Genomic DNA, 8,058 nt, shown 5'->3' with positions numbered 1-8,058 from the left:
TGCTGCGCCTTACATCCCCACCTTCAAAGGCGGGGCCTTACGGCGCTTTTTGGTAGAAGGAGGGATCCCGTGCCCATCCTGGTCCTCAACGCCGGCTCCAGCAGCCTCAAATCCTCTCTCTTTGCAACCGTTGAGAGTACGGTGGAGACCACCCCCCTTTGGCAGGCGCAGGTGGACTTTGCCTACCAGCCTGGCCAGGCCCTGATTCAAGTCCGACGGCAGGGCGGTCCCTGGGAGCCTTTTCCCGCCCTTTCCTCTCCCTCCGGCATTAGCGGTTTGGCTCCTCTCTTTCAAAGCCTCTGGCAGGGGGGGGGATCCCTGCTGGCAGGGCCGACTGCGATCAAGGCCATTGGCCACCGGGTGGTGCATGGGGGATCCCTCTACCACCAGCCCACCTTGATCACACCCGAGGTGGAACAGGCCATCGAACAGCTAAGCCCCCTGGCCCCAGCTCACAACCCCCCTGCTCTTGAGGGCATTCGCCTCATGCGCCAGCTATTGCCCGGGATCCCGCAGGTGGCGGTCTTCGACACTGCCTTCCATCAGCAGATGCCCCCGCCAGCCGCCCTTTATCCTCTTCCCTACGCCTGGGCCGAGCAAGGGATCCGCCGCTACGGCTTCCACGGCATCAACCACGAGTACTGTGCCCGCCGCGCCGCTGAGATCCTGGGCCGCCCCCTGGAAGAGCTGCAGCTCATTACCTGCCACCTAGGCAATGGCTGTTCCCTGGCAGCCATTCGCGGGGGCCGAAGCGTCGACACCACCATGGGCTATACCCCCCTAGAGGGCTTGATGATGGGATCCCGCTCCGGCTCGGTGGATCCGGGGATTTTGATCCATCAGTTGCGTCGGGGGATGAGTGTGGAGGAGCTAGACCGGATCTTGAACCGGGAATCGGGCCTGAAGGGCGTGTCTGGCCTGAGCGGCGACATGCGAGTTATCCTGGAAGCCATGCAGGCAGGCCATGCCCGTGCCGAGCTGGCCTTTAACCTCTTTATCCACCGCCTGCGCAGCCAGATTGGGGCCATGCTCATGAGCCTGGATCGGCTGGATGCATTGGTCTTCTCCGGCGGCATCGGGGAAAACGCGGCGCCAGTACGGGCAGCGGCCTGCGCCAACCTGGGTTTTTTGGGGATCCAGATCGACCCAGTTCTCAACGCTGGATCCCCGCGCAACTGCGACATCAGCACCCACGACGCGCCAGTGCGGGTCCTAGTCATCTCAGCTCAGGAAGACTGGGCCATTGCCAGTGCCTGCCAAAGGCTCCTGCAAGGGGAATAAGCTGCTTCCAGCCAGGTTTTCTGATGCCCTAAACCTGAACTTCAAGGTAAGGAGAACTTATGCAGCCTGCGCAACGCATGGACAGACAGATCCCCCTGCTGCTCCTGGGTGCTGTTTTGGCAGGGTGCGGGGAGACGACTGGCAGTAGCCCCCTGCCCCCACCGCCTCCCCTACCCCCTCCCTCCCTCACCATTACCGATCTTTCCCCGCGTGCTGTCCCCGTAGGGCAGACCCCCACCTTTGTCATCTCCTTCCGCGTCGAGGCTCCCGCCGGGATCCGCGGATCCAACGCTTTTTTGGCTGCCGTCACCACCCCGCTAGGCAACTTCATCCCCTTGGGGGCTTTCGACGCTTCCCAATTGCCCGGCTGCTTCGTCGGAGCCACCGCCTGTACGGTAACAGGGCTTACCCTAACCCAAAACCGCTTTACCGTCACCCAGACGGGATCCCATCAGCTTACCATCAGCGTTTTCGATCGCCAGGAGCGGCTGGGCAGCGGCAGCTCTACCTTTAACGGCCTGCTCTAAAGCTCAAAAGCGAAATCCAGCCTCTAGCGGTTGCCAGGCAAAACGCCGTGCCTCACCGCTGCGGACATTGACGAGGCTTTACTACTCTGAGGACAATTTCCAGGAGCCATAGAACGGCTTGAAGAAGGCTGAGGGCCGCAAAGCAGGGAACTAGTCCTGGCCAAGCTCCACCAACCGACAGCCCACTCAAGCTCGAGAGAACTTGCCGTCCCAGCAGAAACCTTTGCAGGGCAAGGCCTTGCTGGTCAATGCTAGGCGGCAGTTTGACTTGCTAGCCTGAATGAAGGCTGCTGGCCGGACAGGCGCTAGATTGGCTCACCACCCATGGATACTCGCCTAATCAACATTGGCTTTGGCAACATCGTCGCCGCTGGGCGTGTGATTGCCATTCTTAGTCCCGAGTCAGCTCCCATCAAACGCATCATCAGCGATGCCCGCGAAAGAGGCCAGTTGATCGACGCAACCTACGGTCGCCGCACCCGCGCTGTCATCATCACTGACTCGGGACACGTCATCCTCTCGGCCATTCAGCCGGAAACCGTTGCCAACCGCTTCCTTACTGCCAAAGTCGGGGAGCCGGAGGAACTTGAGTAAAAGCCTCACAGGCAGCTTGCAAGGAGAGGAGTAAGATATCCTAAAGCAAACAAACAACCGTCCAGCCTTCCTCTGTCGATGGCTATGGCCGCCTCTCCTACCGTCCTCCCCTTGCCAGGTTCCCCTGAGGTTGGGCAGACTCAAGGAGCACCCCAATCTCTCACTCCTCGCGGTCGCCTAGTGGTTTTGACGGGGCCCAGTGGAGTGGGCAAAGGAACTTTGGTCAGCCACCTGCGCCAGCGCCACCCTGAGCTGTATCTTTCTGTCTCGGTCACTACCCGTCCCCCTCGTCCCGGTGAACAGGAAGGTGTCAACTACTACTTTCGCACTCGCGAGGAGTTTCTCAGGCTTGTCGAAGCCGGCGAGTTGCTGGAATGGGCGCAGTATGCAGGCAACTTTTACGGCACTCCTCGCCAGATTGTCTTTGAAAAACTCAGCCAGGGACAGGATGTGCTGCTAGAAATTGAGCTGGCTGGAGCCCGCCAAGTGAGAAAACTGTGTCCAGAGGCCATTCGCATTTTCTTGTCCCCTCCTTCTCTGGAAGAGCTTGAACGCCGCATTCGCCAGCGTGGCCAAGATTCCGAAGACAGCATTGAACGTCGCCTGCAGCAGGCCCGCAAGGAATTGGAGGCCAAAGACGAATTCGACTACGTGATTGTTAACGACAACCTAGAGCGAGCTTTGCAGGAGCTAGAAGCTTTACTTTATCCTCCGTCTCTGGGGAAGAACCAGACGTAGTTAAGCCGCCGCAAGCCAAGGTCTACATTCGAAAAGCGCAAGCAGGCCTCAGCCCTAGGAGTGAAGCCGCCAAATCTTTACCCATCCCCTCGCAACGTCCTGCTGTCCTCAAACAGAACCTCGACGAAAACCCAAACTTGGCAGGAGGTACAGCGGTGGCGCTCGGCTTTGACAGGGGCGGCAGGAGAGCTGTATTCCTGCCTTGCCGGGAGTTGCTATCAGGCGGTGCGCCAGTAGGACGTTTGGCTTGGCAAAGCCTGCCTTGGTGCCAGACGGCAGAGAGAGGTTCTGTTGATGCTGGGCAGTTGGTTGTGGATTTTGGCGATGGGCTTTTTTGTCGGCCAGATCGTGGGCCGATTGGGGACGCCGCCGCTGCTGGGGATGATTTTGGTCGGGATCCTGTTGAGGGAGGTCTTGTCTCCGGAGGTGCTGGCAGCAGCCGGGGATCTGCGCCTGGTGGCTGTAGCGATCATCCTCATGAAAGCCGGCCTAGGGCTGGATCGGGAAAAGCTGGCCCAGCAGGGATCCGTGGCGCTGCGGCTAGGGTTTTTGCCGGCAGCCTGTGAGGCGGTGGCGGTGGCGCTCTTAAGCCGCTGGATCCTAGGGCTGGACTGGGAGACGGGGCTGCTTTTGGGGTGTGTGATTGGGGCAGAGTCGCCAGCGGTGATTGTGCCGGGGATGTTGCGCCTCAAAAGCCTGGGCTGGGGCGTGGCCAAAGGGATCCCGGATGCCATTCTCACCGGCAGTGCTCTTTCCGATGTACTGATGCTGCTGGGCTTTAGCTTGTTGCTGAGCCTCTTGGGCCAGGGATCTACAGAAAACGTTCGCCTGTTGGGCTTGGAGCTGTCGCCGCTGCAGTGGCTGCCGTTCCAGGTGGGGATGGAGATCCTGCTGGGCGTGGCCATCGGCTACCTGGCGGCGCGGGTTTTGGTGGCGCTTTTGGTGCAGCAGAACTGGACCCGCAATAGCACGCAGGAGGTGTTGCTGGCAGCCTGCCTGGCGCTGGGCTTGGTGCTGGCGCCGCAGGTGTGGCCCTATTTTTCTGGCTACCTGGCGGTGATGGCCATGGGGTTTTTCCTCATCGAGCTGGATGGGCCGCTGGCGCGGCGGCTGCGGGTCGGCTTCGACGCCCTCTGGACAGTGGCGGAGGTCGTGCTGTTTGTGCTCCTGGGAGCTTCCCTAGATCTGCAGGTGTTGGGATCCCTGATCCTGCCGGGTTTGTTGCTGCTGACCCTGAGCCTGCTGTTGGGTCGGGGCCTGGGTTGGTGGCTTTCTACCCTGGGAAGTAACTGGAACTGGCGGGAGCGGCTCTTTTTGCTGCCGGGTAACATGGCCAAGGCAACGGTGCAGGCAGCCATCGGCGGCATTCCCTTGGCCCAGGGGATCCCTGGCGGGGAGACGATCCTTGCTCTGGCGGCCTTGTCGATTTTGACCACGGCACCCCTGGGGGCTTGGCTAACTCAGGTTTGTGCCCCTCGGCTGTTGGAAAAGGGAGAAGTGGATCCCACCAAGGTGGGCAGCCAGGGCAGGGTTAGCTTTTTGGCAGCAGTGGACACCTCACCTTTAGCCGAGGCGGTGCTGCGCAAAGTGGCCGACTTGGCGCGGCGGGTGGATGGGGAAGTGATCGTGCTCCATGTAACGGACGAGCCGCAGGGGAAAGGAGTAGAGGAGCTGCAGCAGCTTACCCAGCGCTTGTTGGCAGATATTCGCCACCAGTTTTGCTTGGCTTCGGGGCCCCTGGCAGAAACCATCGTAGCCCTAGCTCAAGAGCGGCAGGTAACCGACATAGTCATAGGCAAGCGGGGCCATCGCGGCTGGGAGCAAGTGCTGGTGGGATCCACTTCCCAAGCCGTGTTGGAAACCAGTCCGATTCCAGTCATTCTGGTAGAGCTTACTCGAAGTTCCTAGTTGGCTGGCAGCACCTCCTGAGGGCCAATTTCTGAGCAAAAGCTAGAGCAAGCTCCCGAGAAAGAGAATTCCTACCGATATCCTCTCCAGAAAGTTGTGAGATGGCAGTCGGCAGAAACTCCAAAGGGATTAGGAAATAAGAATCCATCTCTTCCCGGCAAGTGTAAAGCACGCCCTCTGTTTCTGAGTAGGGCAACACCTGGCATCGTTAGGGCCATGAACAAGCATGTCCAAGCAAACTGCGGCTTTTCCTTTAGAGCCGCGCTCAATTGAAATGTTTCTAACGTCAACCCTATCGCCAAGAGACTCAGGCTCTATAAGCGTAGGTTTTTCTTTACCGCCCAGCGACCCTGACAAGCTTATCCAGGATCCAGATCCTCCTTGATTTGTTGCTGCAATTACAATGGTATCCCGGAAGCCGTCACTGTTAAGGTCAGCACGTTTTATGTTTAGAATCTTTGCTACAAGAAAACCTTCCTGAAAAGGGCTGGAACCCCGCCGATATTTGCCGTCTTGAAAGCGAACCTGCTCCATCTCCTCTGAAATAGCTACAAGATACTCAGCGTTTAAGGCTGCTTGTCTGTCTATCTTTGACCTTACTAACGCAATGGCCACTAAGATCAAACAGCCACCCAGAAGACAGCAAACCAACTTGAAAATTGTCCTTTTGCGGGCCATTTCCTTGCTCCTCCAACCTAGATAGGCATTGGGATAGGCTACCCCTACTCCTAATTCAAACCAGACAAGCCAAGAGCTTCAACGCCGTCCTACCCAAAAGACTGAGGATCCGGGAGTCAATTTGCGGGGTGCTCGAGGCAGCTTCTTTTCCGCGAGATTCGGTCATGGTCCTCCCCTTCACGGGAGATACCTGACAATACCCCAAAATCCAACAGAGCGATTACTGCCCCTCACACTCCCCTACCTCAAAAATCCTCTTCCGGAGGGGCCTGGGCTGTCGGTAGGCCGTAGCTCTCAGCAGTGGGCAGGTCGGAGGATCCCTCCAGGGCAGACAGATCTGCCGCTACCTCTTCGGGTGTGGCTAGGATCCCTTCCAAATCCACCAGCCTGCCGCTGAAATGCTCGGCAAAGCGGTGGGCCACCTCCACCAGCTCGTGGGTCAGGTCGTAGAAGGGTGGCCTTGCTGTTTGCGGGGCTGGAGCAGTGTTTTTGAGAGGGGGAGATGGGCTTGAGGGCTCCGCCTGACGGGGATCTGAGGAAGGAGAGCTGTTCCCCAGCTTTGAGGGAGAGAGCGGAGGTTGTGGAGCTTTATCCTGGGCCGAGGCTTGGCCAGCATGCCCCTCACGCGGTCGAGGCGGGCGCTGCACCACTAGCTTTAGCCGCACCGGGTGCTGCAGCAGGTTGTAAAGGGCGGAGCACACCTCGGCTTCTTTGCTGCGCACCTTGTCCACCAGGCCCTTGCTGGGGAAAGCAAGAGTGATCTCCAAGGTCTCTGTCCCGTTGAGGCGGACGAGGGTCTCTTGCTGCAACTGACCAGATCCCAGCAAGGCTCTGGTAGTGGGAGAGAGGCCCTTGAGGAACTCCTCCCAGCGAGGCTGCAGCAGCTTGGCAGGGGAAGCGACAGGCTCCGGATCGCGAACTTTGGGCTCTGGCGTTGGCGGCGGGGAACCCTCAGAAGGGGAAAGGGGGTTCTGGAAGGCTGTTGCGGCAGGCTGAGGGCTCTGTCCTGCTGACGCGAGTGGCTCTTCGAGGGCTGGGGCAGCTTGGGCAACTTTCCCATCGAGGTTCCTCTCAGCAGCAGAGGGGCCGACAACAGCCCCAGGCGAGAGAGGAGGGAATGGATCGGCAGGGGAGAGCGGCTCGCCACCCTTGCTCTCTATTGGCGGCAGCGGGACGGCGCCCTGGCGCAGCTGGCCCAGCAGATCCAGAAGGGCAATTTCTAGCCAAAGCTGGGGTTGTCCGCTCTGGCGAATTTGGGGTTCGCAGTGGCGCAGGTGGCTCTGGGCCGCTAGCAGCATCTCCAGCGAGTAGCAAGGAGCCCGCTGTTGCAAGGCTGCCCAGGTAGGATCCGTTACAGCCGCCAGCTGCCGTTGCTGTGGGGCCGTCTTGGCCAGGAGCAGATCCCGGTAGAAAGCCGCCAGGCTCTGCAGCACCACCAGGGGCTCTTTGCCTCGCTCCAGCAATTGCCGCGTTTGGGCCAGCACCCCCTCTACGTTCTGAGCCAGCAGAGCATCGGTCAAATCCAAAAGCTGCTGTTCCGGGATCCCCCCCACCAAGTCCCACACCGCTTCTGGAGTGATGGATCCCTCTAGCAAACTGAGCTGATCCAATAGCCGTTCAGCATCCCTCAGCCCGCCCTGGGCAAGTTGGGCCACTAGGTGCAAGGCTTCTGGTGTAATGGGGATCCCTTCCTGGGCGGCGATTTTGCCCAGGTGGGCCACCATCTCCTCTAGAGGAATGCGGTGGAAGTCAAACCGCTGACAGCGGGAAACGATGGTGGGCAGAACCCGCTGGGGGTCGGTGGTGGCTAGGACAAACACCACGCGGGGAGGCGGCTCCTCCAGAGTCTTCAGCAACGCATTGAAGGCCGCATTGCTGAGCATGTGGCATTCGTCAACCACATAGACCTTGTAGCGGCTATTTACTGGCGCAAACTGGGCCCGCTCGATCAGCTCGCGGATGTTGTCCACACCGGTGTTGCTGGCCGCGTCGATCTCCACCACATCCAGAGAAGAGCCGGCGGTGATGGCGCGGCACTGGCTGCACACCTGACAGGGATCCGGCGTTGGCCCCTGCTCACAATTTAAGGACTTGGCCAGAATGCGGGCGCTGGAGGTTTTTCCGGTGCCCCGCGGCCCACAGAACAAATAAGCCGGCGCCACCCGCCCCAGCCGAATGGCATTGGCCAAAGTCTGCACGACTGCCCCTTGGCCCACCACCTCGGCAAAGCGCTGCGGGCGGTATTTCAGGTGCAGGGGCTCATAGCTGCCAGCGGCGGCCATTTTCCAAATCTCCAAGTAGGCAGCGCCTCGGCTGCGTCTTGGGGCTTGTG

The 8,058-nt window shown here is 59.8% G+C and carries 7 protein-coding genes; 5 read left to right on the top strand and 2 right to left on the bottom strand.

The features are described from left to right. Nucleotides 1-69 precede the first annotated feature (69 nt). The 5 genes from NW807_RS07570 (at nt 70) to NW807_RS07550 (ending at nt 5,048) form a co-directional block, all read left to right on the top strand. On the top strand, nt 70-1,281 hold the full coding sequence (locus NW807_RS07570; protein WP_414425716.1) for an acetate kinase: 1,212 nt from the start codon (nt 70-72) through the stop codon (nt 1,279-1,281). A gap of 59 nt (nt 1,282-1,340) precedes the next feature. Continuing rightward, complete coding sequence (locus NW807_RS07565) at nt 1,341-1,808, top strand: hypothetical protein (protein ID WP_414425715.1); 468 nt, start codon at nt 1,341-1,343, stop codon at nt 1,806-1,808. Nucleotides 1,809-2,132: 324 nt separating this feature from the next. Then, nucleotides 2,133-2,402 carry an extracellular matrix/biofilm regulator RemA gene (remA, locus tag NW807_RS07560; protein WP_414425714.1) on the top strand — a complete coding sequence of 90 codons (270 nt, stop codon included), beginning with the start codon at nt 2,133-2,135 and terminating at the stop codon, nt 2,400-2,402. 84 nt (nt 2,403-2,486) lie between these two features. Continuing rightward, the gene (gene gmk, locus NW807_RS07555; protein WP_414394806.1) at nt 2,487-3,140 is read left to right on the top strand and encodes a guanylate kinase; all 654 of its coding nucleotides are present in this window, start codon (nt 2,487-2,489) and stop codon (nt 3,138-3,140) included. Between the two features lie 294 nt (nt 3,141-3,434). Beyond that, nucleotides 3,435-5,048 (top strand): cation:proton antiporter, encoded by a 1,614-nt coding sequence (locus NW807_RS07550; RefSeq protein WP_414425713.1) that lies wholly within the window; start codon nt 3,435-3,437, stop codon nt 5,046-5,048. A 129-nt stretch (nt 5,049-5,177) separates the two neighbouring features. Here NW807_RS07550 and NW807_RS07545 read toward each other — a convergent pair whose 3' ends face one another. Together NW807_RS07545 and NW807_RS07540 are read right to left on the bottom strand one after the other, a co-directional pair. Then, nucleotides 5,178-5,672, bottom strand: coding sequence for a hypothetical protein (locus NW807_RS07545; RefSeq protein WP_414425712.1), 495 nt, complete (start codon nt 5,670-5,672; stop codon nt 5,178-5,180). Nucleotides 5,673-5,971: 299 nt separating this feature from the next. Beyond that, nucleotides 5,972-8,008, bottom strand: a complete 2,037-nt coding sequence (locus NW807_RS07540; RefSeq protein ID WP_414405588.1) for a DNA polymerase III subunit gamma/tau — start codon at nt 8,006-8,008, stop codon at nt 5,972-5,974. Nucleotides 8,009-8,058: the final 50 nt, after the last annotated feature.

It is taken from the genome of Synechococcus sp. R70.1 (genome assembly GCF_047461675.1).
Classification (GTDB): Bacteria; Cyanobacteriota; Cyanobacteriia; order Thermostichales; family Thermostichaceae; genus Thermostichus.
The sequence above is the reverse complement of the archived record's forward strand: the minus strand, read 5'-3'. Positions and strand labels throughout refer to the sequence as shown.